The sequence below is a fragment of the Kosakonia pseudosacchari genome, assembly GCF_900184035.1.
Taxonomy (GTDB): Bacteria; Pseudomonadota; Gammaproteobacteria; order Enterobacterales; family Enterobacteriaceae; genus Kosakonia; species Kosakonia pseudosacchari.
In genome coordinates this window covers 68,751-90,984 of sequence record NZ_FXWP01000019.1, presented here as the reverse complement: position 1 = coordinate 90,984, position 22,234 = coordinate 68,751, and the positions used below count along the sequence as shown (strand labels likewise).

Genomic DNA, 22,234 nt, shown 5'->3' with positions numbered 1-22,234 from the left:
ATGTTACCAGTTAAGGCGCGCACTGAAAAACGGTTCTCTGTTAGACTTCAAAGAATCTCTCCCTTAATTATGGCATTGGCAATGAAAGTAATCACACAAGTTGCACAACAACGCAAAACGCTGGAAGAGGCGGTTTCCACAGCGCTGGAATTAGCCGCCGGAAAAGCGGACGGTGCGGAAGTGGCTGTTAGCAAAACCACCGGGATCGGCGTGAGCACGCGCTACGGCGAAGTGGAGAATGTCGAATTTAACAGCGATGGTGCGCTTGGGATCACCGTTTATCACCAGAACCGTAAAGGCAGCGCCTCGTCAACCGATCTCAGCCCGGACGCGATTGCCCGCACCGTGCAGGCGGCGCTCGATATCGCGCGTTACACTTCGCCGGATCCTTACGCGGGCGTGGCAGATAAAGAGCTGCTGGCGTTTGAGGCACCCGATCTTGACCTGTTCCACCCGGCGGAAGTGACGCCGGATGAAGCCATCGAATGGGCCGCGCGCGCCGAGCAGGCGGCGCTGAAAGCGGATAAACGCATTAATAATACCGAAGGCGGCAGCTTTAACAGCCACTACGGCATTAAAGTCTTCGGCAACAGCCACGGCATGCTGCAAAGCTACTGCTCCACGCGCCACTCGCTCTCAAGCTGCGTGATCGCCGAAGAGAATGGCGACATGGAGCGCGATTACGCGTACACCATCAGCCGTGATATCAACGAACTGCAAACGCCGGAGTGGGTGGGCGAAGAGTGCGCGCGTCGCACCTTGTCCCGCCTGTCGCCGCGCAAGCTGCCGACCATGAAAGCGCCAGTCATTTTCGGTCACGAAGTAGCGACCGGCCTGTTTGGCCACCTGGTGGGGGCGATTGCCGGCGGCTCTGTCTACCGCAAATCGACCTTCCTGCTGGACTATCTCGGCAAGCAGATCCTGCCGGAATGGCTGACTATCGAAGAACATCCGCACCTGCTTAAAGGGCTGGCCTCTTCACCGTTCGACAGCGAAGGCGTGCGCACCGAACGCCGCGATATCGTGAAAGATGGCGTGCTGATGCAGTGGCTGCTGACCAATTATTCCGCGCGCAAATTGGGGCTGAAAAGCACCGGACATGCGGGCGGTATCCATAACTGGCGCATTGCCGGGCGCGGTTTGAGCTTTGAGCAAATGCTCAAAGAGATGGGCACCGGCCTTGTGGTCACTGAGCTGATGGGGCAGGGCGTGAGCGGTATTACCGGTGATTATTCGCGCGGTGCGTCCGGTTTTTGGGTAGAAAATGGTGAAATCCAGTACCCGGTGAGCGAAATTACCATTGCAGGAAATTTGAAAGAGATGTGGCGTAATATCGTTACCGTTGGTGACGATATCGAACACCGCAGCAATATTCAGTGTGGTTCAGTGTTACTCCCGGAGATGAAAATCGCCGGACAATAACTCCGTGGCGCACGGCGTTGCGCCTTTAGCGTGAATAATAAAAAGGAAGTGAGCAATGCGTAAAAACCTGTTAGCGATCCTTGCTGTGTCATCGTTATTTGTTGGATCGTCGGTGTTCGCCGCCGATCTTGAAGATGATATGGGCACCCTGAATGACAATCTGAAAGTGGTGCAGAAAACCAGCGACGCTGGCGAGATGAAAGATGCATTAACCAAAATGCGTACCGCTGCGCTGGATGCACAAAAAGCGACGCCGCCGAAACTGGAAGGTAAAGCGGCAGATAGCGCGGAGATGAAAGATTATCGTCACGGCTTTGATGTGCTGGTCGGGCAGATTGACGGCGCGCTGAAACTGGCTAACGAAGGCAAAGTGAAAGAGGCGCAGGACGCCGCCAAAGGGTTCATTGATACCCGCAACACCTATCACAAGAAATACCGTTAATCAGCAATAGATTTGAAATGGCCGCAACCGCAACGTTGCGGCCATTTTTTTATAGCGATGCATCTGCTGTTTAAGGTTTTAATGTTGAAGCGAAGGGGTTGAGTCCCCGCTGAAATTGGCGAACTGAAGAGTGAATGGCAAGGTCTGGGCGCCAGGGATGGCGACCAGAGGCGAAACGAGACACGACAAAATTGCCAGGAGCCATTTTGAACAGCGCTTGCGCTGGCCCCGAAGGGGCGAGTCCCAGGGATGGGACGAGTAATCTCGAGTCGAGCCGACCGAAGACAGACACTCGGGAGGCGAGCGTAGTGCGTAGCACCAATTTCTCGCGGGGCCGCGGGGATTGATAAGGGGGACGCGGTGTCCCCCTTATCCCGTTCACGATACGGACGTCTATTCAGAAAACCGTTCTATTAATGAACGGAACAATTCCACATATCTTAAATAACAACGCTTACTTACCTGGCATTTCACCTGTTAGTTGGTGAATGCTTTTTTATTATGGGCTTCCCTGGTGCTGTTTCATTTTAAAAAACGAGCAAGGTCAGGGGATCAAAATCACTTTCCCGCTAAACCTTCTGTTTTCCAGCAAGTCATGCGCCTCTTTCCCCCGGTAGAGTGGAAAAGATGTCACCTCCGGCAATTTAATATGTCCCTCTTTTAACAGCGCGAACAGGCGATCTGCGCGGCGCTGCCGCTCTTGCTGCGAGGTCAGGTAAGTCCACAAATCGGCACCGATAACGCCGGTGGAACGCAGCAAAAACTGCGCCGGATCCGGCGTGGGGATCGTGCCGCCGGACATACCGAACAGCACCACGCGCCCGCCCTCTTTCAGGCTCTCCAGGCTTTGTAATAGCGTGCTGCCAACCGAATCAAACACGATGTCACAACCCGCTGTATGCCAGGCGTGAACCTGCTCAGGCCATGAGTCGTAATCGGCGGCGGCATCCGCGCCGTTACGCAGACAGAGGTGCTGCTTGGTCTGGTTTGAGGCCACGGCGAACACCTGCACCCCCCGGTGTACCAGCATTTGCGTCAGCAGGTTGCCCACGCCGCCAGCGGCGGCCAGCACGGCGACACGCATGCCGGGTACCACCGGCAACACGTCATGCAACAGATAATCTGCGGTTAAGCCTTGCAACAGAATCGACGCCGCCTGCGCTTCAGAAAGCCAGTCAGGCAGGCGAATAGCATGTTCCTGCGGCACCACAATATGGCTGGCGTGCGCCAGCGGCACATCGGCAAAGCCCACGCGATCGCCCGGCTGCCAGCCGCTTACCCCGCTCCCCACAGCAATCACCTGGCCGGCACCTTCATACCCGGCAACCCAGGGGGCGCTTCCTGCCAGTGGGTAACGTCCCTGGCGGCGATAAATATCTGCAAAATTCAGCCCGGCGGCAGACACCTCAACCAGCAACTCACCTGCGCCGGGCTGCGGCGTCGGGTGATTGCGCATGAAGAGCACATCCGATGCGCCAAACTCATTGAACACCAGCGATTGCATAATTCAACATCCAACAAACGATAATGGCGCTATTATTTCCCGCGTTCTGTTGCAGATAAATGGGGCGTTGTTATCTTCATTTGATACTGTGGGTTTAGAATGCGGGTGGAAAATGGATTATCTCAAATGCGTTGAGTCGTTTGTCAGCACCATCAAGTTCGGCAGTTTTACCGCCGCCGCCGACTCGTTAGGCATCACCCCGGCGATGGTCGGTAAACATGTGCGTGAACTGGAGCGTCGCACCGGTTGCAAGCTGCTACACCGCACCACGCGCCGCCAGGGGCTAACCGAAGCCGGTCAGCGTTTTTACCAGTATGGCCTGCAAATCCTCGCCACCGTTCGCGAAGCGGACGGGTTAGCCAATCATCTTTATGAAAATGTCTCGGGCCTGCTGCGCATCAGCGCGCCGGTGGCCTGGGGCAACCATGTTTTAACCCCTATCTTGTCGCGTTTTTTACAACAATATCCCGGCGTGGATGCGGAAATGGTGCTTAGCGATCGCAAAGTCTCGCTGATTGAGGAGCGTTTCCAGCTCGCTGTTCGCGTCGGCGCTATCAACGACGAGGGGATGATTGCCATTCCGCTGGCGCCGTACCAGATGATCCTCGCCGCATCGCCAGACTATCTGGCTCGCCACGGCACGCCCGAAACCCCAGAAGAGTTGAAACAGCACCACTGCATCAGTTTTAGCCAGTGGCGATCCGATCACAGCTGGCAACTGGACGGGCCGGACGGTAAGCACGAGGTGCCGATTACGCCGCGGCTGATGGTGGATTCCGGCGAAGCGATTCGCCAGGCGGCGCTGGCCGGGCTGGGGATTGTGCAGCACGCCGACATCATGTTGCAGCGGGATATCGATGCAGGCCGCCTGTGTTCCGTGCTGCCGGGCTATTTGCCGCCGCCGCGCCCGATGCACTTATTACATTTACCCGGCAGGCCGTTATTGCCGCTGGTGTCGTCATTCACGGATTATCTGTTGCGGGCGCTGAACAGCGGGCAGGAATAAGTAAACCTTATTCACCTCACACTTTTCCCCTCCCGCCCGCCGTTTTTTTGTGCTTTGGGGCAGCCGTTTTTCCGCCTCTTTAGGTCAAAATTGTGACCGCTATACAGTGAAAAATCCCTGAACGGCCTCATTTTGAGGCGCAGATCACTAAAGCCTTCCTCGTTTCCACTTCGAAGTGGAAAACTCCTCGCTACAAACTCTTAACCTGCAACGTTAGTTTTATTCCGAAGTCATTAACGGGGTACGACGAGTGAATAACGGAGCGGTAATAAACGACGCGGAGCAGGCTGCGCAAACGGCAACCCTCGCTGAACGCATGCTGAAGCAGGTGTATGCCTTACTCAGTTCTCAGAACATTACGCCGAACGCGGTGCAGCAACAGATGCTGACTTCTCATGTCCGCGCGATGGCGCACCGGTCGGTGACCGGCGAACCGCTGCCGGAAGTGGACGCCAGCTTGTTCGACGAGATCTCGGCGGAATCCATGAGCCTTGCCCGCGACGTTGTGGCGGCCTTTGGCAACCTTCCGGATGAAGAAGCCTGGCTGCTGTCGGTGCACTTCGAAGTGGCGAAAGACAACCTTTAAGGAGCGAAAAATGGAACAGATTACCGTAGTGATTGGCGACCGCCTGGGTAAAGGCCAGAAAGTGGCGGCAGGTGTAGAAAAAGCGGGCGGCCGCGCGGTGGTCGTGCCGGGCGTGGCGGCGGATATGAAGCTTGGCGACGTCATGAAAGCGGAAAACGCCACCTTTGGCATCTCCTTTTGCGGCAGCGGCGGCGCGGGCGCTATCACCGCGCAGAACAAGCATGGCTACAAAGCGAAATACGGTATGCGTTCTGTGGAAGAGGGCGTGACGGCGATTAACGAAGGCTGCAACGTGCTGGGCTTTGGCTTTATGGACAAAGAAGAGTTAGGCGAGCGTCTGGTGCAGGCGTGGCAGAAAAAATACGGCGCATAACCATGAAAGAACAGTTCACCACCACGGTCAGGGTAAACGGCAAGGGCGATGCGAAAGCGCGCGCCTTCGCCGATGCGCTGAACCATGTTCAGGCCGCGGTGATGAAAGCGTCGCCGCACATTTTACTGCGCATTGAGCCACAGGACGTGCAGGTTGTTCAGGCGCAGGAAACGACGCGCAAAGAGGCGTTTTTGTTCCTCTTTCTGCGTCGGATAAGACGCACGTACAGCGTGGAGCTGGACGTCACCGTCAACGTGACCGCCATCAATCTCGATAAAGTGGATTTCGTCACGAAATAACTCACCGCATACCCCGTGAGCCAGTATCACAGGGTAGAAGAGGGCAGACTGATGTTCTTAATCATACTAATAAAATCGCTCATTATCGGCGGCCTGGTGGGCGTCGGTGTGGGCGCAGGGGCTGCACGCATGTTCCATGCGCCGACCACGCAAGGGATGGGCGCATTTCGTACACTGGGCGAACTGAACTCCTGCGAAGGGGACCCGGCTTCGCACTTCTCGTTTGGTCTGGGTTTCTTCTTTAACGCCTGGGCGTCGTCCGTTGCGGCAGGGTCGTTCACGCAGGACGTTGACCACCGCATTATTCCGAACTGGGGTGCTGCTGCGTTGATGGTGAAAAACCGCAACGTGGGCGAAACCCTGCATGATCCGAAAAAGATGGCTATCGCCTGTGGGCTTATCGGCATGGTGGTCGTCACCTTCCTCAACCTGACCGCTTCCTCCGTTCCGGCGGCGTTGCAGGTGACGGCGGTGAAAGTGCTGGTTCCGGCCGCGAACCTGCTGGTCAACACCGTGATGCCGGTGATTTTCTGGCTGGCGGCGATTGATGCGGGCAAGAAATCCGGCTTCTGGGCGACCGTCTTTGGCGGCGCGGCGCAGCTGATTATGGGTAACGCCGTACCGGGTCTGGTACTGGGCATTCTGATTGGTAAAGGTGTGGAAGAGAGCGGCTGGAACCGCGTCACCAAAGTGATGATGACGGCGATTGTCGCGCTGTTTGTTCTGAGCGCCTTCTTCCGTGGCTTCGATCTGAAAATGATCGAGTCCTTCCACCTGAGCGCGCCGGACTGGCTGTCGCTTATCCACAACTCGCTCAGCGGCAAATAAGGAACCGAGATGGAACAGAATAAAGGCTTTTGGTACGCCGACTGGTCATTCCCGATTTTTGTCGGCCTGCTCTCTTCCGGCGTGTTCGCCGGGACACACATGTACTACCTGTACGGTATTGGCGCGTTTAACGAAGTGGCGTTTGTTTCAATGCTGCGCTCCGGCATGGATACCGGGGTTTATGGCGCGGTAGCGGCGTTTGGCGCGAGCTTCCTGTTCGCCCGCATTATCGAAGGCTCGCTGGTCGGGATCCTGGATATCGGTGGTGCTATCCAGACCGGGGTGGGGCTTGGCGTGCCGGCGCTGCTGCTCGGCGCAGGCTTTGTCTTCCCGGTGGCGAACTTTGTGGCTTCGCTGGCAACCGGTTTGATCATTGGTCTGGCGATTGGCTACCTGATTATCCTGGCGCGTAAGTTCACCATCAACCAGAGCGACTCCACCTACGGCGCAGACGTGATGATGGGCGCGGGTAACGCCTCCGGCCGCTTCCTTGGCCCGTTGATTATCCTCAGCGCGATGACTGCTTCCATTCCGATTGGCATTGGTTCATTGATTGGCGCGCTGCTGTTTTACCTCTGGCAGAAGCCGATCACCGGGGGCGCGATCCTCGGTGCGATGCTGCTGGGCTCCATTTTCCCGGTAGCCCTCTGACACCCACGGGCGCTGCGGCGCCCGTTACTCCTGGAGATTCGCATGTTTGATTTACTCCTGCGCCGGGCGCGTCTGGTAGACGACACGGTGACGGATATCGCCATCGCGGCGGGCAAAATCGCGGCGCTTGGCGATATCGACGGCCCGGCGGCAAAAATCGTGGATTTACACGGCGAACACTATGTCAGCGCCGGGTGGATCGACTCCCATGTCCACTGCTATCCCAACTCGCCCATCTATCACGATGAGCCCGATAGCGTCGGCATTCAGACCGGCGTCACCACAGTGATTGACGCCGGAAGCACCGGCGCGGATGACATTGATGATTTCTATGCTATTACCCGCACGGCGACGACGGACGTTTACGCGCTGCTGAATATTTCCCGCGTCGGGCTGATTGCGCAAAACGAGCTGGCGAACCTGACTCATATCGACGCCCACGCCGCGCGCGATGCCATAACACGCCACCCGGATTTTATTGTCGGCCTGAAGGCGCGCATGAGCAGTAGCGTCGTCGGCGATAACGGCATCACGCCGCTGCAACGCGCCAAAGTCATCCAGCAAGAAAACGGCGATTTGCCGTTGATGGTGCATATTGGCAACAACCCGCCCAATCTCGATGAAATCGCCGATCTGCTGACTTCCGGCGACATCATTACCCACTGCTATAACGGCAAGCCAAACCGCATTCTGACGCCAACTGGCGAGCTGCGAGCTTCCGTGACTCGCGCGATTGCGCGCGGTGTGCGCCTTGATGTTGGACACGGCAGCGCCAGTTTCAGCTTTGCGGTGGCACAGCAAGCTATCGCGCTAGGAATTTTGCCGCAGACCATCAGTTCCGACATTTACTGCCGCAACCGCATCGATGGCCCGGTGCGCTCGCTGGCGAATGTGATGTCCAAATTCCTCGCCATTGGTATGTCGCTGCCACAGGTTATCGCCTGTGTGACCGACCACGCTGCCGATGGTCTGCGCCTGAAGCATAAAGGGCGTCTTGCCGTGGGTTTTGACGCTGACCTGACCATTTTCGACCTGAAACGCCAGCCGGTACTGTTCACCGATGCGGAAAACGAGACGTTACAGGCCGAACATATCCTCACGCCGCTTGCCGCCATTCGTGCAGGCAAGGGCTATATGACCGAACAAGGGAGTGCCGCACATGCCTTCGATTTATGATAAGTACCAGTTGAAACAGGTAATTAACGCCTCCGGGCGCATGACGGCGCTCGGCGTTTCCACGCCACGCCCGGAAGTGGTCGACGCCGTAGTCAGCGGCATGAATCACTACTTCGAAATGAAAGACCTGGTGAATAAAACCGGCGAATACATTGCGAAACTGCTGGAAGTTGAAGGCGCGACCGTGGTGTCGTGCGCGTCGGCCGGGATTGCCCAGTCCGTCGCCGCTGTGCTGGTACGTGACAGCGACTGGCTGCTGGAAAACCTGCACAGCACGCCGATTGAGAACAACGAAATCGTGCTGCCGCGCGGACATAACGTTAACTTTGGCGCGCCGGTTGGCACCATGGTGGCGCTGGGCGGCGGCAAAGTGGTGGAAGCCGGTTACGCCAACGAATGCTCTGCCGATCAACTGGCGGCGGCAATCTCGCCGCGCACGGCGGCGATCCTCTTTATCAAATCTCATCACTGCGTACAGAAAAGCATGCTCAGCGTGGAACAAGCGGCTGTGGTGGCGCGCAAGCACAACCTGCCGCTGATTGTTGATGCGGCGGCAGAAGAGGATTTGCAGTGCTACTACCGCGCCGGCGCCGATTTGGTCATCTACAGCGGCGCAAAAGCGATCGAAGGGCCAACCAGCGGGCTGGTGATCGGCAAAACGCAGTATGTAGAGTGGGTAAAACGCCAGACGGCGGGCATTGGCCGGGCGATGAAAGTGGGCAAAGAGGGCATTCTCGGTCTGACCTGCGCCATTGAACACTATCTTTCAGCCAGTAAAGAGAGCGGGGCGGAGATGGTCGCCAAAATGACGCCGTTTATCGACCAGCTAAACACGCTGAAAGGCGTGAGCGCACGCGTGGTGTGGGACAGCGCCGGGCGCGATATTGCCCGCACCGAAATCAAATTTGATGAAGCCGTCACCGGGATCGCCACTGGCGAGCTGGTCAGCGCCCTGAAACAGGGTGAATACGCCATTTACTTCCGTGGTTATAAAGCCAATGAAGGGATTATCGAAGCCGATGTGCGCAGCGTCACCGCCGATCAACTGACGATCATTTATCGCCGCATCGCCGAAGAACTGAATAAGGGATCCAACGTATGAAACTGACGCCAAATTTTTACCGCGACCGCGTATGTCTGAACGTGCTGGCGGGCAGCAAAGAGAACGCCAGCGCGATTTACGAGGCCGCAGAAGGCCATGTGCTGGTGGGCGTGCTGTCGAAAAACTACCCGGATGTCGCTACTGCCGTCGCGGATATGCGCGACTATGCGGCGCGTATTGATAATGCGCTTTCCGTTGGCCTCGGCGCGGGCGATCCGAACCAGTCGGCAATGGTCAGCGCCATCTCCCGTGAAGTACAACCGCAGCACGTTAATCAGGTGTTCACCGGCGTAGCAACCAGTCGCGCCCTGCTCGGACAGAACGACACGGTGGTTAACGGTCTGGTCTCGCCAACCGGCACGCCGGGGATGGTAAAAATCTCCACCGGGCCGCTGAGCAGCCAGGCGCCAGACGGCATTGTGCCGGTGGAAACCGCCATTGCGCTGCTAAAAGACATGGGCGGCAGCTCCATTAAATATTTCCCGATGGGCGGGCTGAAATGCCGCGACGAATTCATCGCCGTGGCGCAAGCCTGTGCGCGGCATGATTTCTGGCTGGAGCCGACCGGTGGAATCGATCTCGAAAACTTCAGTGAAATCCTGCAAATCGCGCTGGATGCGGGCGTTCGTAAAGTGATCCCGCATATTTACAGTTCAATCATTGATAAGGCGAGTGGCGACACGCGCCCGGCGGATGTTCGCCAGTTGCTGGATATGACCAAAACGTTGGTGAAGTAAACGACCTCCCCTCCCGATAAGGGAGGGGAAACTCCCCTCGTCACGTAAGGAGCTCTCATGCTTACCGCTCGTCATCTGCTTACCGTTTCACTTTCTCTGCTGGCGACGAGCGCCATGGCACAAACGCAATACGCCTGGGTGGGCACCTACAACCCGAATGGCGAAGGGCTGTACCGTTTTACCGTTGACCCGCAATCCGGGGCGCTGGGCAATAAAACGCTGGTCAGCCCGTTGCCGAATGCGGCACAGCTGACGGTTGCACGGGATGGTAAAACGCTCTATCTCGCCAGCGAGGTGGAAAAGGGCGCGGTGCAGGCGCTGCATATTGGCGATAACGGCGAGTTGAGCGTGCTGAACCAGGTGGCGTCCGGCGGTGCCGGGCCGGTTTATCTGTCGCTGGCGCCGGAGGGACGTTTCTTGCTGGTGGCGAATTACGTTAGCGGATCGATTGCCGTGCTGCCGGTGAAAGCGGATGGTAGCCTCGGTGAGGCGGTGGATACGCGTCAGGATCAGGGCGAGCCGGGCGCGGCGAAACCGGCTGCGGCGGTGGAAGGCAGTTTTGCGATTAGCGATCACAATGGCCCGCATGCGCATATGATCGCCGCCGATCCGAGCGGGAAGTTTGTCTTTTCTACCGATCTGGGTCTGGATCGCATTTATCAGTATAAGTTTGATGGCAAAACAGGCGCGTTAACGCCGAATGATCCACCCTTTATTAGCGCCTCTTCACCCGGTGCCGGGCCGCGCCACTTTGTGTTCACACCGCAGGGCGACGGCCTGTGGCTGATCAATGAAGAAGCCTCGACGCTCACGCACTATGCGCTGAACAAAACCACCGGCACGTTGCAGCCGGGGAAAACCGTTTCGGCGCTACCGAAAGCGTATAAAGGCACCAGTTTTGCCGCCGGGCTGGTATTAAGCGGTGACGGCAAACAGCTGTATGTCGCCAACCGGTTGCATAACAGCATCGCGCACTTTACGGTGAAAGCCGATGGGTCGCTAACCCATCAGGACGATGTCTGGACGCGCGGCGATTACCCGCGCACGTTGACGCTGGCGGACAATGGTCGCTGGCTATACGTAATGAACCAGCGCAGCGATAACATCACCCGTTTTCGCGTGGAACGCGACGGAAAACTGCATTTTGAGCCGGACTATACGCCGGTAGGCAGCCCATCCCAGATGGTTATTTCTTCTCACCCTTAAGCTGGAGAGCGACGTGCGATTCCCGAACCAACGTTTGGCGCAACTGTTTATGATGTTGCAAAACGAGACGCTACCGCAGGATGAGCTGGCACAGCGCTTGTCGGTCTCGACGCGTACCGTTCGGGCCGATATCACCGCACTGAACGCTCTGCTGCTGCACCACGGCGCGCAGTTTATTTTGACGCGCGGCAGCGGCTATCAACTGAAAATTGACGACGCCACGCGTTACCAGAGTTTGCAGGCGGCGCGTCCGCGCGCGCTGCGCATTCCGCGCAGCGGGCCGGAGCGTGTGCATTACCTGGTGGTGCGTTTTCTCACGTCCGCCTTCTCGCTCAAGCTGGAAGATCTGGCGGATGAGTGGTTTGTCAGCCGCGCCACACTGCAAAATGATATGACCGAGGTGCGCGAATGGTTTTCCCGCTACCGTCTGACGCTGGAAACCCGTCCGCGTCACGGCATGAAACTGTTTGGCAGCGAAATGGCGCTGCGCGCCTGTCTGACGGATCTGTTGTGGGAACTGGCGCAGCAAAATGCCGATAACCCGCTGATCACCGAAGAAGCGCTTAATCCGGGCGTGCTGGAGACGCTGGCCGCCATTCTGCATGACTGTTTTAACCGTCACCATATTCGCCTCACGGATGAGGGCGATCTGTTTATCCGCCTTTACTGCGCGGTGGCGGTTCGCCGCATCAGCGAGGGCTATCCGCTCTCTGAATTCAGCGCCGAAGATGGGGACGACAATGTCAAAGAGGCGGCGCGGGATATCTCTTCTGCGCTGCAACACCTGGCGGGAAAACCGCTGGCGGCGGCGGAAGAGCACTGGCTGCGGGTGCATATCGCCGGGCGACGCGTGCAGGAGATTGCGCCCAGCGCCATCAGCGCCGATGACGACGAAGCGCTGGTCAACTACATCCTTGGCTACATCAACACGCACTATAACTACAACCTGCAAAACGATGACCAGTTACATGCGGATCTGCTCACGCATATCAAAACCATGATCACGCGCGTGCGCTACCAGATTATGATCCCTAACCCATTGCTGGATAACATTAAACAGCACTACCCCATGGCGTGGGATATGACGCTGGCGGCGGTCTCCAGTTGGGGGAAATATACGCCGTATGTGATCAGCGAAAACGAGATCGGTTTTCTGGTGCTGCATATCGGCGTGGGTCTTGAGCGCCATTACAACGTGGGTTATCAGCGCCAGCCGCGCGTGTTGCTGGTGTGCGATGTCGGCAATGCGATGGTGCGGATGATTGAGGCGGTGCTGTCGCGTAAATATCCGCAGATTGTGGTGACGCGTACCGTGACGCTGCGTGAGTACGAGCAGTGCGACGGCATCGCGGAGGATTTTGTTATCTCTACCGCGCGGGTAAATGAAAAAGATAAGCCGGTCGTCACCATCGCGCCGTTTCCGAGCGAGTATCAACTGGAGCAGATCGGCAAGCTGGTGCTGGTAGACCGAACGCGTCCGTGGATGCTGGAAAAGTATTTTGATGCCGCGCATTTCCGCATCATCGACGGCGCGATGGATCAACAAACGCTGTTCAACACCTTGTGTCACCAATTGCAGGATGAAGGCTTTGTCGACGCGGAGTTTCTCGATTCGGTGGTCGAGCGCGAAGCGATTGTCAGCACCCTGCTCGGTGAGGGCATCGCATTGCCGCACGCCCTGGGGCTGCTGGCGAAAAAAACGGTGGTTTATACCGTGCTGGCACCGCAGGGGATCGCGTGGGGCGATGAAACCGCGCATGTCATCTTCTTGCTGGCGATCAGCAAGAGTGAGTATGAAGAGGCAATGGCGATCTACGATATTTTCGTTACCTTCCTGCGCGAACGCGTAACGGCGCGACTCTGTGCCTGTGCCGATTTCGCGTCGTTTAAAAGTGTGGCGATGGAGTCGCTGAGCCGCTTTTGAGCCCATTCCGGGGCGCTTTCGCGCCCCGTGTCTGTTAACCATCGGTAGAGCGGGTAAGCGCCTCCCATGCGTCAATCTCCGCGCTGAGCGCAGCCAGTTTTTCACGCACCAGACTGAGCGCATCGCTGCCCAGCAGCAGGTGCGCGGGCGGCGTGTCGCTGTCTATTATCGTCAGCATGGCACGTGCCGCTTTGACGGCATCGCCAGGCTGTTTTCCACTTTTTTCCTCGCGCGCCTGGCGAATCGGATCAAAAAGCGCATCGTAATCGGCAATGGCGCGGGGCGTGCGGATCATTGAGCGGCCGGCCCACTCGGTACGAAACGATCCCGGCGCCACCGCCGTCACGTGGATGCCAAAAGGCTTCACCTCTTTGCCCAACGTTTCGCTGATCCCTTCGAGCGCGAATTTGCTGCCGCAATACCAGGCTATTCCAGGCATGGTGATATAACCGCCCATCGAGGTGATATTGATAATGTGCCCGCTGCGGCGCTGGCGCATACCGGGCAGCACGGCTTTCATCATGGCCGCAGCACCAAACACATTGACGTCGAATTGGTGGCGCATCTCTTCAAGCGAGGACTCTTCCATGATCCCTTCATGGCCGTAACCGGCGTTGTTTACCAGCACGTCAATTGCTCCGATGTCTGATTCAACCTCAGCGACGACATGATTGATTTGTGCAACATCGGTGATATCAAGCAGGCGGGCAAACGCCCGGTCTGGATGCAGGGCTTCAAATGCCTGCTGCGCTTCGCGGTTGCGCACCGTGCCAATGACCTTGTGGCCCGCAGCCAGTGCTTCCTGAGCCAGCGCGCGACCAAAGCCGCTGCTGACGCCGGTGATGAACAGTGTTTTTGCAGGTGACATAACGCTTACTCCCATGAAAAATGGAAGCTGCATAGTATTCTCTGGCTTGCTGGCTTTTTAGGCCATATCTTCTCTTTTTATTGCCTGATCTTATGAGGTATGCGATGTCAGATATGATTGCGAGGTTAATGGAACTTGCCCCGCAGGAGGGGTACAACCTGACCGCGCTGGCGGATGTGCGCATTTTGCGTTCCGATCGCCCGCTGGCCCGCACACCAGTGCTTTACGATCCGGGGATTGTGATTGTCTGCCAGGGCAGCAAGCGGGGTTATTTCGGCCAACAGATCTATCTTTACGACGAGCAGCACTATCTGGCGGTATCGGTTCCGGTGCCTTTTGTGATGGAAACCGATGCATCGGCTGACCACCCGCTGCTGGCGATTTACATGCATCTGGATTTCCAGGTCGCCGCAGATGTGATGCTGCAAATTGAACAGCACGGCTTTCCGCTAGTATCCGCTTCGCCGCAAAGCATGATGTCCAGCCCGATGGATGAGACGCTGAAAAGCGCGGTGCTGCGTTTACTGGAGACGCTCGGCAACCCGCTTGAAGCGGCGATCCTTGGCCCGGCGCGGGTACGGGAACTCTATTTTCGTGTGTTGACCGGCGCACAAGGCAATGCGATGCGCGCCGCGTTAGCCTTGCAGGGGCAGTTCGGTAAAATTGGCAAAACGCTGCGTTATATTCACGCGACTTATGCTCAATCCTTCACGCTGTCGCAACTGGCTCAGCAAGCCGGGATGAGTGTGCCGACATTCCATAGCCATTTCAAAGCGATAACCCAGATGCCGCCGATGCAGTATGTGAAATCGGTGCGATTGCACCAGGCGCGGATGTTAATGGTTCGTCAGCGACTCACTGCCGCAGCGGCCTGTTACGCTGTTGGTTACGAAAGCCCGTCACAGTTTAACCGTGAGTTCAAACGGCTCTTCGGTTTACCGCCAGCGGAGGAGGTCAGACGTATGCAAAACAGTTTTGCCGTTCCTCCGGCGCATTCAGCGTCGGAATATATCTCGTCGCACTGAAAGAGAGAGAATGAGAGCGGCTTTCCATAAATGCGTGTAATGCGAATGTAATGCTATATTGCATTACACATTCTCTTTTTACCGGAGGCATAATGGCGACGTTAAATGTTCGACTGGATGACAAACTCAAAGAAGAGGCCTGGCGCGTGCTGGAAAAACTCAATATCACCCCAACCGAAGCCGTTCGCTTACTGTTTCAATATGTCGCTGAAAACGGGCGTATGCCGATCAAAACAGTGACGGTGAGCGAGGACGAATCGGCGTTGCTGGAGATTGTTCGGGAGCGGCTGGCGAACCCGCAAAAAGGCATCAAGGTTAATCTGGATGAATTATGAGCTGGTGTTTGATCCCCGCGCATACAAAGAATGGAAAAAACTCGGCGCCACGGTAAAAACACAGTTCAAAAAGAAACTGGCGGAGGTGCTGGTTCAACCCAGAATTGAAAAGGCCCGACTGCATCAATTTCCTGATTGCTACAAAATCAAATTGCGAACATCAGGCTACCGGTTGGTCTATCAGGTCAGAGACAATGTGGTGACGGTATTCGTTGTGTCTATCGGTAAACGCGAAAAAGCCGCCGCTTATCAGGATGCCAGCAAGCGGCTCTAATGGGGTCAACGCAAGTGATGCACAACCTGGTTGCTGCTGCCGCGCCAGATCAGCATCGGGTCTTTCAGATCCTGAACAAATTTGCCGTCGATCAGCACGTTGATCAACCCGACCACCTCCCGCTGCGCGGCGCTCAGTTCGTCCATTTTGTAACCGGTCCACACCCAGATATCTTTACCTGGGCACTCGGCGCGGATGCGGGTCACCAGCTTTAAAATGTCCGGCACGTTTTGCGGGTGCAGCGGATCGCCGCCGGAGAGCGAAATCCCCTGGCGTTTGATACGCGTATCGTTGAGATCGGCAATGATCCGATCTTCCATTTCTTCGGTAAACGGCACGCCGGAGTTCAGCCGCCAGGTGCTTTTGTTGTAGCAGCCCGGGCATTCATGGACGCAGCCGGAGACGAACAGTGTGCAGCGGGTGCCGGGGCCATTGACGATGTCGACTGGGTAGTATTGGTGGTAATTCATGTTTCCTCGTCGCATTTGGCGCTGTAGTTGCGTTGGCTACTCTCGCGCACCCGGGTCACTTACTTATGTAAGCTCACCGGGATTTACTCGTTTGCCGCCTTGCTACAACGTCAACTGCTTAGAGGAAACGTATCAGAGAAAATCGTAGCGGCAGAAAACGTATGCCCGATAAGCGTAGCGCCATCGGGCAATCAGGTACGGTGAAGTCACTGACCGTGTGCCCGGCGCGGGTAAACGCCACTCACCGGGCGACGGAGGTGTTAACCGATTTGCCCGTTGCCGAGGTGTTTCACGCGGCGTTTCACTTCTTCCTGCTTGCCAGCGTTGAACGGACGTGCATCCGGGCTGCCGAGGTAGCCGCAAACGCGGCGGGTAACGGAAACGCGGGACGCGTCGTGGTTACCGCATTTCGGGCAGGTAAAACCTTTGCTGGTGCATTCGAACTCACCGGTAAAACCGCACTCGTAACACTCATCGATTGGCGTGTTGGTGCCGTAATACGGCACATGCTGGTAGCTGTAATCCCAGACATCTTCCAGTGCGCGCAGGTTGTGCTGAATATTCGGGTACTCGCCGTAGCAGATAAAACCACCGCTGGCTAACGGCGGGTACGGCGCTTCGAAATCGATTTTGTCGTACGGGTTCACCTTTTTCTCGACATCAAGGTGGAAGCTGTTGGTGTAGTAACCTTTATCGGTTACCCCTTCCACCACGCCGAAATCAGCGGTGTCGATACGGCAGAAGCGGTCACACAGGTTTTCGCTCGGCGTACTGTAAAGGCTAAAACCGTAGCCGGTCTCTTCTTTCCACTGATCCACCGCCTGGCGCAGACGCTCAACGATCGCCACGCCTTTGGCACGCAGTGCTTCACTGTCGTAGATGTGCTTATTGCCAGACAGGGCGTTAATCGTTTCGTGAATACCGATATAACCCAGCGAAATCGACGCACGGCCGTTTTTAAAGATCGGCGCGATATCATCATCCGCTTTCAGGCGCACGCCGCAAGCCCCTTCCATATACAGGATGGGCGCAACGCGGGCTTTCACCCCTTCGAGGCGCGCGATACGGGTCATCAGCGCTTTTTTCGCCAGTTGCAGGCGGCTGTCCAGCAGTTTCCAGAACGCCGCTTCATCGCCTTTCGCTTCCAGCGCGATACGCGGCAGGTTAAGACTGATGACACCGAGGTTGTTGCGCCCGTCGTGGATCTGTTCGCCGTTCTCTTCATACACGCCAAGGAAGCTGCGGCAGCCCATCGGCGTTTTAAACGAACCGGTCACTTTCACAACCTGATCGTAATTGAGGATATCCGGGTACATGCGCTTGCTCGCGCACTCCAGCGCCAGCTGTTTGATGTCGTAGTTCGGATCGTCGAACTTGTGATTCAGACCATCGCGAATGGCGAACACCAGTTTCGGGAACACGGCGGTTTTACGGTTTTTACCCAGCCCCGCAATGCGGTTACGCAGGATCGACTGCTGGATCAAACGGGATTCCCAACTGGTGCCCAGCCCGAAACCGAAGGTGACAAAAGGAGTCTGACCGTTCGCGGTATGCAGGGTGTTAACTTCATATTCCAGCGACTGGAACGCGTCGTAACACTCTTTCTCGGTGCGGCTGCGCGCATAGCCATCGGCGTCAGGAATATTCCACTCGCTGGCGACTTTGCGGTGTTTTTCGAAGCTGGCGCTGACGAACGGTGCCAGCACTTCGTCGATACGGTTGATGGTGGTGCCGCCATAAATATGGCTGGCGACCTGGGCGATAATCTGCGCGGTAACCGCCGTGGCGGTAGAGATCGATTTTGGTGGTTCAATCTCCGCGTTGCCCATTTTGAAGCCGTGGGTCAGCATGCCTTTCAGATCGATCAGCATACAGTTGAACATCGGGAAAAACGGCGAGTAGTCGAGATCGTGGTAGTGGATCTCACCGCGTTCGTGCGCCAGTACCACATCGCGCGGCAGCAAGTGCTGGCGAGCGTAGTGCTTGGCGACAATCCCGGCCAGCAGATCGCGCTGAGTCGGGATCACTTTGCTGTCTTTGTTGGCGTTCTCATTGAGTAGCGCCGAGTTGGTTTGCTCAACCAGACCGCGAATATCCTGGTTCAGACGGCCGCGTTTTTCACGGGCGATATCGCGATCGTGGCGATACTCAATGTAGGCGCGCGCCAGTTGTTTATACGGCCCGGACATTAACTGGTTTTCGACGGCAGTCTGGATTTCGCTAATATCGACCTGCGATCGGCCCTGCATCTGACGACTAATAACCTCTGCGACGGTGGCGCAATAGTCTGCGTCATCGACTCCCGCTGCTTTAGCTGCACGCAAAATCGCTTCTTGAATGCGCTCTGACTTGAAAGGCACTTTACAGCCGTCTCGTTTCATCACATGCGGTGTCATGATCACTCCATTTTAGAAAACAGGTTATCCACAATATGAGGACGCGCCGACTGGCTGGTTATTCATTACTAAAACCAATAAGTTTGTCCCGTCCTGGCCCGTGTTATCCACAGCGTGTATCGCTTTCGCGGTGGTCAGCTTGTTCGAATAATAGTCGATTAATACAACATATAGGGCCGTGGTGCATTCTAATTTCTATATATAGTGATTTGCATCAAACATGTTTACGCTTTTATTGACTCAGAACAAAGTAAAAACCGGATAGCGCAGGGGACGGGCATTCAGAAGAAATATAAATTCAGTGATTATTTCGTTGACTAAAAATGCAGCAAAAACAGCAGGTTTATGCCTGCTGTTTTTTTGCGCCAGGGAAGTGAAAAACGCTTATTTTTGATGCCACCAAACGGCTTCGAACGGTCGCAGGGTCATTTCAGCAGGAACAGGGGAAACTTCCGCATAGTTGCTGATGGCAACCTGCCAGTCACCCGGCAACGTTTCTGGTCGCCACGGCTGGAATTGATTGCTGAGGTTGGCGATAACCAACAACGTTTCTCCCTGCCACTGACGGCGGTAACACCATAAGTGCGGGTGAGTGGGGAGCAGATCCTGATAATCGCCCCAACTGAGTATCGGTAAGTTTTTACGCAGGCGAATCAACGACTGGTAGGTATAGAACACCGAATCGCGATCGTTGACCGCGTTTTCGACGTTGATTTCCCGATAGTTATCGCACAGACCAATCCACGGATCGGCGGTGGTGAAACCGGCATTTTTACGCGCGGTCCACTGCATGGGCGTGCGGCTGTTATCGCGCGATTTGCTGGCGAGGATCGCCAGCAGCTCTTCCGGTTCGCGCCCGGCCGCCCGCAGTTCAGCAAACATATTCTGGCTTTCCACATCGCGGTAGTCGGTAATGCGCGCAAAATGCGGATTGGTCATGCCAATCTCTTCGCCCTGATAGATGTACGGCGTGCCCTGCATGCCATGCAGCACCAGCGCCAGCATTTTGGCGGCGGGCACGCGCAACGCGCCTTCATCGCCAAAGCGCGACACAATGCGCGGTTGATCATGGTTACACCAGAACAGCGCATTCCACGCCACGTTGTGCATCCCTTGCTGCCAGTGGCGGAACAGCGATTTCAACGCCACGAAATCCGGTTTCGCCAGCGACCATTTTTCGCCGTCGGGATAGTCGACTTTCAGATGGTGGAAATTAAACGTCATCGACAGCTCACTGCCGTCGAGCGCACCGTAGCGCTGGCAATGTTCCAGCGTGGTGGAGGACATCTCACCCACCGTCATCAATTCGCGTGGGCGAAAAACCTCACGGCTCATCTCTTGCAAAAATTCATGGGCGCGCGGGCCGTCGGTATAAAAACGTCGCCCGTCGCCGCGGTGATCGTCGGGGAAATCCTGCTGTTTGGAGATTAAATTCACCACATCGAGACGCAAACCGTCGACACCGCGATCGGCCCAGAATGTGCAGACTTTTTTCAACTCGTCGCGCACCGCCGGGTTTTCCCAATTGAGATCTGCCTGCTCTGGCGCGAACAGATGCAAATAGTACTGGCCGCTCTGGCTGTGCCAGCGCCATGCGCTGCCGCCGAATTTCGATCGCCAGTTATTCGGCGGCGTTTCTGGTTCGCCGTCGCGCCAGATATAGAAAGAACGGTAGGGGCTCGCCGGATCTTGCGCCGCCTGAAACCAGGCGTGTTGCGTCGAGGTATGGTTAAACACCATATCCAGTACCAGCCGGATACCGCGCTGGTGCGCCTCGGCGACCAGTTCATCAAAATCTGCCAGTGTGCCGTAAAGCGGATCGATGGCGGTGTAATTCGCCACGTCGTAGCCGTTATCCACCTGCGGGGAGATATAAAATGGCGTCAGCCAGATGGCGTCGACGCCGAGGGTTTGTAAGTAGTCAAGGCGCGTTATCACGCCGCGTAAATCACCGGTGCCCGTGCCGGTCGTGTCCTGAAAACTCTTTGGGTAAATCTGGTAGATAACGCCGTTTTGCCACCAGTGGGGAAGGATATTCATCATGATTTCCTGCGAAAACGAAGGGGCGCAAACGCGCCCCAAAAATTACACAATCTGCAATGTGCCGTGACGGAACTTACGCTGATAAACAAAGGAGGTCAGCACCAGCGGGATGACAACCGCCACCGCTGTAGCCAGCGCGAAGACCTGCCAGAAAGCGGGTTGAATCGAGAGAAAACCTGGCAGACCGGCCACGCCAATCCCGTTCGCCAGCACGCCGTTAAGGCCGCACAACAACCCGGCAAGGCCGGAACCGATCATCGCGCACAGCATCGGGAAGCGGTATTTCAGGTTGATGCCGTACATGGCCGGTTCGGTTACGCCGAGAAACGCGGAGATAGCCGCCGGAACCGAGATTTCACGCTCATTCTCTTTACGGCTGGAGATAATGATGCCCACCACCGCCGAGGCCTGCGCAACGTTTGACAGCGCAATCAGCGGCCACACCGGTGTCCCGCCCATGTTCTGAATCATCTGCATATCGATAGCCAGCGTGGTCTGATGCACACCGGTAATCACCAGCGGCGCATAAAGGAAACCAAACAGTGTCGCGCCAATCGGGGCGAAGCTGCCGGTCATCAGATGGCGAACCGCCCACGCCACGCCGTCACCAATCATGCGGCCGAACGGACCGATTAACGCATGCGCCAGGAACACCGCCAGGATCAGTGAACACACCGGAACAATCACCAGATAGAGGGAATCCGGCACCAGCTTTTTGAGCCGCGTTTCAATGATGCCGAGCGCCAGGCCCGCCAGCAGCGCCGGGATCACCTGCGCCTGATAGCCCACTTTCGCGATGCTGAACAGACCAAAGTTCCATACTTCCGGCACTTGCGAGCCCAGTAAATAAGCGTTCATTAATTGCGGAGAAACCAGCGTCACGCCGAGGATGATACCGAGGATCGGCGTTCCGCCCATTTTGCGCACCGCAGACCAGCAAACGCCGACCGGCAGATAGAAGAAGACCGCTTCGCCAATCAGCCAGAGAAAGTCATAAACGGTTTTCAATGGCGGAAAGATCTGTACTAACGTCTGGCCGTTGCTCATTGGAACATCGCCGACAATGTTGCGAAAACCGAGGATCAAACCGCCGCTAATCAGTGCGGGCAGCAGCGGGAAGAAGATTTCCGCGAAGTGGGAGATTAAGCGCTCATGCCATTTCATATTTTGTCGCGCTGCCTGTTTGGCCTGCTCTTTATCCGCATGCGCCAGACCGGTAGCGGCGCGCAGCGCCTGATAGTAGTCGCCGACGTTGGTGCCGATCACCACCTGGAACTGCCCGGCGTTGGTGAAACTGCCTTTGACCATCGGTAGCTGGTCAATCGCTTTTGGGTCGGCGGCGGCCGGGTTGTTTAATACAAAACGTAAACGGGTAATACAGTGACTGACCGTCGCGATGTTTTCGCGCCCGCCAACCAGCGTAATCAGTTGTTCAATATCTGATGGATTGACTTTGCTCATCCTGGTGCCTCTCGGGGGGAGAAATGATGCGTAACTTGACCGAGGCAAAGCGTAACCGCAGGCAAAAAAATTAAAAATGGGAACGTTCCCGAAACTTGGCGAGGAT

Annotated in this window: 22 protein-coding genes; 16 read left to right on the top strand and 6 right to left on the bottom strand. The window is 56.4% G+C overall.

All coding sequences use genetic code 11. The features are described from left to right. Positions 1-69: 69 nt before the first annotated feature. Both pmbA and cybC read left to right on the top strand, forming a co-directional pair. The gene (pmbA, locus tag BN2591_RS15970) at positions 70-1,422 is read left to right on the top strand and encodes a metalloprotease PmbA (RefSeq protein ID WP_086872951.1); all 1,353 of its coding nucleotides are present in this window, start codon (positions 70-72) and stop codon (positions 1,420-1,422) included. Positions 1,423-1,477: 55 nt separating this feature from the next. Beyond that, complete coding sequence (gene cybC / locus BN2591_RS15965) at positions 1,478-1,864, top strand: cytochrome b562 (protein ID WP_020456284.1); 387 nt, start codon at positions 1,478-1,480, stop codon at positions 1,862-1,864. A gap of 544 nt (positions 1,865-2,408) precedes the next feature. Here cybC and BN2591_RS15960 read toward each other — a convergent pair. Then, positions 2,409-3,371, bottom strand: a complete 963-nt coding sequence (locus tag BN2591_RS15960) for a zinc-binding dehydrogenase (RefSeq protein ID WP_086872950.1) — start codon at positions 3,369-3,371, stop codon at positions 2,409-2,411. A gap of 109 nt (positions 3,372-3,480) precedes the next feature. On the opposite strand from BN2591_RS15960, the gene BN2591_RS15955 reads away from it, so the two are divergent. The 11 genes from BN2591_RS15955 to BN2591_RS15905 all read left to right on the top strand — a co-directional run bounded on the left by BN2591_RS15955 (position 3,481) and on the right by BN2591_RS15905 (position 13,256). Next, on the top strand, positions 3,481-4,374 hold the full coding sequence (locus BN2591_RS15955; RefSeq protein ID WP_086872949.1) for a LysR substrate-binding domain-containing protein: 894 nt from the start codon (positions 3,481-3,483) through the stop codon (positions 4,372-4,374). 250 nt (positions 4,375-4,624) lie between these two features. Then, on the top strand, positions 4,625-4,960 hold the full coding sequence (locus BN2591_RS15950; RefSeq protein ID WP_086872948.1) for a glycine dehydrogenase: 336 nt from the start codon (positions 4,625-4,627) through the stop codon (positions 4,958-4,960). 10 nt (positions 4,961-4,970) lie between these two features. Beyond that, positions 4,971-5,333 (top strand): SFCGS family glycine-rich protein, encoded by a 363-nt coding sequence (locus tag BN2591_RS15945; RefSeq protein WP_020456288.1) that lies wholly within the window; start codon positions 4,971-4,973, stop codon positions 5,331-5,333. 2 nt (positions 5,334-5,335) lie between these two features. Further along, the gene (locus BN2591_RS15940; protein ID WP_086872947.1) at positions 5,336-5,632 is read left to right on the top strand and encodes a DUF4312 family protein; all 297 of its coding nucleotides are present in this window, start codon (positions 5,336-5,338) and stop codon (positions 5,630-5,632) included. A 51-nt stretch (positions 5,633-5,683) separates the two neighbouring features. Beyond that, on the top strand, positions 5,684-6,460 hold the full coding sequence (locus tag BN2591_RS15935) for a DUF4311 domain-containing protein (RefSeq protein ID WP_017459108.1): 777 nt from the start codon (positions 5,684-5,686) through the stop codon (positions 6,458-6,460). A gap of 9 nt (positions 6,461-6,469) precedes the next feature. Next, positions 6,470-7,111 (top strand): DUF4310 family protein, encoded by a 642-nt coding sequence (locus tag BN2591_RS15930; protein ID WP_020456290.1) that lies wholly within the window; start codon positions 6,470-6,472, stop codon positions 7,109-7,111. A gap of 42 nt (positions 7,112-7,153) precedes the next feature. Beyond that, on the top strand, positions 7,154-8,287 hold the full coding sequence (locus BN2591_RS15925; protein ID WP_086872946.1) for an amidohydrolase/deacetylase family metallohydrolase: 1,134 nt from the start codon (positions 7,154-7,156) through the stop codon (positions 8,285-8,287). Continuing rightward, positions 8,271-9,389: a DgaE family pyridoxal phosphate-dependent ammonia lyase gene (locus BN2591_RS15920; RefSeq protein ID WP_086872945.1), complete on the top strand. Its 1,119-nt coding sequence runs from the start codon at positions 8,271-8,273 to the stop codon at positions 9,387-9,389. Before BN2591_RS15925 ends, BN2591_RS15920 begins: the two co-directional genes overlap by 17 nt. Next, positions 9,386-10,126 (top strand): 2-dehydro-3-deoxy-phosphogluconate aldolase, encoded by a 741-nt coding sequence (gene dagF / locus BN2591_RS15915; protein WP_086872944.1) that lies wholly within the window; start codon positions 9,386-9,388, stop codon positions 10,124-10,126. Before BN2591_RS15920 ends, dagF begins: the two co-directional genes overlap by 4 nt. A gap of 57 nt (positions 10,127-10,183) precedes the next feature. After that, complete coding sequence (locus BN2591_RS15910) at positions 10,184-11,332, top strand: lactonase family protein (RefSeq protein ID WP_086872943.1); 1,149 nt, start codon at positions 10,184-10,186, stop codon at positions 11,330-11,332. Positions 11,333-11,345: 13 nt separating this feature from the next. Beyond that, positions 11,346-13,256, top strand: a complete 1,911-nt coding sequence (locus tag BN2591_RS15905) for a BglG family transcription antiterminator (protein WP_086872942.1) — start codon at positions 11,346-11,348, stop codon at positions 13,254-13,256. Positions 13,257-13,290: 34 nt separating this feature from the next. Here BN2591_RS15905 and BN2591_RS15900 read toward each other — a convergent pair whose 3' ends face one another. After that, the gene (locus BN2591_RS15900) at positions 13,291-14,124 is read right to left on the bottom strand and encodes an oxidoreductase (RefSeq protein ID WP_086872941.1); all 834 of its coding nucleotides are present in this window, start codon (positions 14,122-14,124) and stop codon (positions 13,291-13,293) included. A 104-nt stretch (positions 14,125-14,228) separates the two neighbouring features. Here BN2591_RS15900 and BN2591_RS15895 point away from each other — a divergent pair, with 104 nt between their 5' ends. The 3 genes from BN2591_RS15895 to BN2591_RS15885 all read left to right on the top strand — a co-directional run bounded on the left by BN2591_RS15895 (position 14,229) and on the right by BN2591_RS15885 (position 15,758). After that, positions 14,229-15,149 (top strand): AraC family transcriptional regulator, encoded by a 921-nt coding sequence (locus BN2591_RS15895; protein WP_086872940.1) that lies wholly within the window; start codon positions 14,229-14,231, stop codon positions 15,147-15,149. A gap of 92 nt (positions 15,150-15,241) precedes the next feature. Further along, positions 15,242-15,484 (top strand): type II toxin-antitoxin system RelB/DinJ family antitoxin, encoded by a 243-nt coding sequence (locus BN2591_RS15890; protein WP_017459099.1) that lies wholly within the window; start codon positions 15,242-15,244, stop codon positions 15,482-15,484. Continuing rightward, positions 15,474-15,758, top strand: a complete 285-nt coding sequence (locus BN2591_RS15885) for a type II toxin-antitoxin system RelE family toxin (protein ID WP_086872939.1) — start codon at positions 15,474-15,476, stop codon at positions 15,756-15,758. The genes BN2591_RS15890 and BN2591_RS15885 overlap by 11 nt, the downstream gene beginning before the upstream one ends. A gap of 5 nt (positions 15,759-15,763) precedes the next feature. Here BN2591_RS15885 and nrdG read toward each other — a convergent pair whose 3' ends face one another. The 4 genes from nrdG to treB form a co-directional block, all read right to left on the bottom strand. After that, positions 15,764-16,228 (bottom strand): anaerobic ribonucleoside-triphosphate reductase-activating protein, encoded by a 465-nt coding sequence (nrdG, locus tag BN2591_RS15880; RefSeq protein ID WP_086872938.1) that lies wholly within the window; start codon positions 16,226-16,228, stop codon positions 15,764-15,766. A 260-nt stretch (positions 16,229-16,488) separates the two neighbouring features. Continuing rightward, the gene (gene nrdD, locus BN2591_RS15875; protein WP_086872937.1) at positions 16,489-18,624 is read right to left on the bottom strand and encodes an anaerobic ribonucleoside-triphosphate reductase; all 2,136 of its coding nucleotides are present in this window, start codon (positions 18,622-18,624) and stop codon (positions 16,489-16,491) included. A gap of 384 nt (positions 18,625-19,008) precedes the next feature. Beyond that, the gene (treC, locus tag BN2591_RS15870; protein WP_086872936.1) at positions 19,009-20,664 is read right to left on the bottom strand and encodes an alpha,alpha-phosphotrehalase; all 1,656 of its coding nucleotides are present in this window, start codon (positions 20,662-20,664) and stop codon (positions 19,009-19,011) included. Positions 20,665-20,709: 45 nt separating this feature from the next. After that, positions 20,710-22,128: a PTS trehalose transporter subunit IIBC gene (gene treB, locus BN2591_RS15865; protein ID WP_086872935.1), complete on the bottom strand. Its 1,419-nt coding sequence runs from the start codon at positions 22,126-22,128 to the stop codon at positions 20,710-20,712. Positions 22,129-22,234: the final 106 nt, after the last annotated feature.

Bases quoted from the DNA above. Each gene is read 5' to 3' on its own strand.
- pmbA (WP_086872951.1), top strand. From the start codon at position 70: ATGGCATTGGCAATGAAAGTAATCACACAAGTTGCACAACAACGCAAA.
- cybC (WP_020456284.1), top strand. From the start codon at position 1,478: ATGCGTAAAAACCTGTTAGCGATCCTTGCTGTGTCATCGTTATTTGTT.
- BN2591_RS15955 (WP_086872949.1), top strand. From the start codon at position 3,481: ATGGATTATCTCAAATGCGTTGAGTCGTTTGTCAGCACCATCAAGTTC.
- BN2591_RS15945 (WP_020456288.1), top strand. From the start codon at position 4,971: ATGGAACAGATTACCGTAGTGATTGGCGACCGCCTGGGTAAAGGCCAG.
- BN2591_RS15940 (WP_086872947.1), top strand. From the start codon at position 5,336: ATGAAAGAACAGTTCACCACCACGGTCAGGGTAAACGGCAAGGGCGAT.
- BN2591_RS15935 (WP_017459108.1), top strand. From the start codon at position 5,684: ATGTTCTTAATCATACTAATAAAATCGCTCATTATCGGCGGCCTGGTG.
- BN2591_RS15930 (WP_020456290.1), top strand. From the start codon at position 6,470: ATGGAACAGAATAAAGGCTTTTGGTACGCCGACTGGTCATTCCCGATT.
- BN2591_RS15925 (WP_086872946.1), top strand. From the start codon at position 7,154: ATGTTTGATTTACTCCTGCGCCGGGCGCGTCTGGTAGACGACACGGTG.
- BN2591_RS15920 (WP_086872945.1), top strand. From the start codon at position 8,271: ATGCCTTCGATTTATGATAAGTACCAGTTGAAACAGGTAATTAACGCC.
- dagF (WP_086872944.1), top strand. From the start codon at position 9,386: ATGAAACTGACGCCAAATTTTTACCGCGACCGCGTATGTCTGAACGTG.
- BN2591_RS15910 (WP_086872943.1), top strand. From the start codon at position 10,184: ATGCTTACCGCTCGTCATCTGCTTACCGTTTCACTTTCTCTGCTGGCG.
- BN2591_RS15900 (WP_086872941.1), bottom strand. From the start codon at position 14,124: ATGTCACCTGCAAAAACACTGTTCATCACCGGCGTCAGCAGCGGCTTT.
- BN2591_RS15895 (WP_086872940.1), top strand. From the start codon at position 14,229: ATGTCAGATATGATTGCGAGGTTAATGGAACTTGCCCCGCAGGAGGGG.
- BN2591_RS15890 (WP_017459099.1), top strand. From the start codon at position 15,242: ATGGCGACGTTAAATGTTCGACTGGATGACAAACTCAAAGAAGAGGCC.
- BN2591_RS15885 (WP_086872939.1), top strand. From the start codon at position 15,474: ATGAATTATGAGCTGGTGTTTGATCCCCGCGCATACAAAGAATGGAAA.
- nrdG (WP_086872938.1), bottom strand. From the start codon at position 16,228: ATGAATTACCACCAATACTACCCAGTCGACATCGTCAATGGCCCCGGC.
- nrdD (WP_086872937.1), bottom strand. From the start codon at position 18,624: ATGACACCGCATGTGATGAAACGAGACGGCTGTAAAGTGCCTTTCAAG.
- treC (WP_086872936.1), bottom strand. From the start codon at position 20,664: ATGAATATCCTTCCCCACTGGTGGCAAAACGGCGTTATCTACCAGATT.
- treB (WP_086872935.1), bottom strand. From the start codon at position 22,128: ATGAGCAAAGTCAATCCATCAGATATTGAACAACTGATTACGCTGGTT.